The organism is Treponema sp. R6D11, from assembly GCF_054786075.1.
Genome location: NZ_BDHD01000423.1, coordinates 1 through 1071 on the forward strand (window position 1 = coordinate 1; position 1071 = coordinate 1071).

Here is a 1071-nt window from a genome sequence, read left to right on the forward strand (position 1 = left end):
GCGATATTGTTCATTTACAAAAACAGCTTGAATATAAGGAGTATATTCCTCATTGGGAATATCATCAACGGCAGATACATGAAAGGCGAATATTTGGAATTGCTTACAACCCATTTTAACATCATGACAGCCGAAAACCAAATGAAGCCGGATCAACTTGCACCGCGCGAGAAAGGCGGTCAGTACAATTTTAGATATGCCGATGATTTGGTAGCGGAAATGGAAGGATACGGAATAAAATTTCACGGGCATACTCTTGTATGGCACAAACAAACTCACGCGTGGATGACGACGGGAACACCCGCGCAGGTTAGGGAAAATTTGGTAAATCATATAAATACGGTAATGACGCATTACAAGGGAAGGGTAGTTTCATGGGATGTTGTAAACGAAGCCATAAAAGAGCAGATAAATCCGGGGGACCAAAATTTAAACTGGAAAACACAGCTTCGTGAAGATTCCCCTTGGTTTAAGGCGTTAGGCGCTGATTTTATTGAACTTGCTTTTAGAACGGCAAGAGCGGCTGACCCCGATGCGGATCTTCAATACATTGACTACAATTTAGATAACCAAAGAAAAGCGCAGGTAACCGCCAACATGGTTAAAGATATTAATGACAGATACAAAGCTGAGGGCAATAGCAGAAATCTTATCGACACAGTAGGAATGCAGGCGCATTACGGAACTTATACCGACGCTAACAATGTACGTACTTCGATAAAAAGATTTATAGACATTGGAGTAAAAGTCGCAATCAGCGAGCTTGATGTTGAAGTAAAAGTTACAACCGGTAATTTTGGAACTGGAAAAAATACCACCATGATGGATATTGATCAGCGTATTCAAGCTTTAACTTACGCGCAGCTTTTTAATGTTTTTAAGGAATTCAAAGATCACATAACAAGGGTAACAATGTGGGATATTGACGATGAGTTCAGTTGGAAATCATTGGGAAACCCGTGCCTTTGGGACGCAGATCTTAAACCAAAACAGGCTTTTTGGGCGGTTGTGGATCCAAACAAAACATTACGCTTGTAAATAAAAATGTTAATTTTTAGTTAGAAATTATAA

General features: G+C 39.8%; 1 protein-coding gene. It reads left to right on the plus strand.

Features of this window, described 5'->3' with window-relative positions:
• The coding region (locus ACYVTD_RS13665; protein WP_461248281.1) for an endo-1,4-beta-xylanase at nt 1–1038 on the plus strand (1038 nt) is incomplete at its 5' end.
• Nucleotides 1039–1071 lie beyond the last annotated feature (33 nt).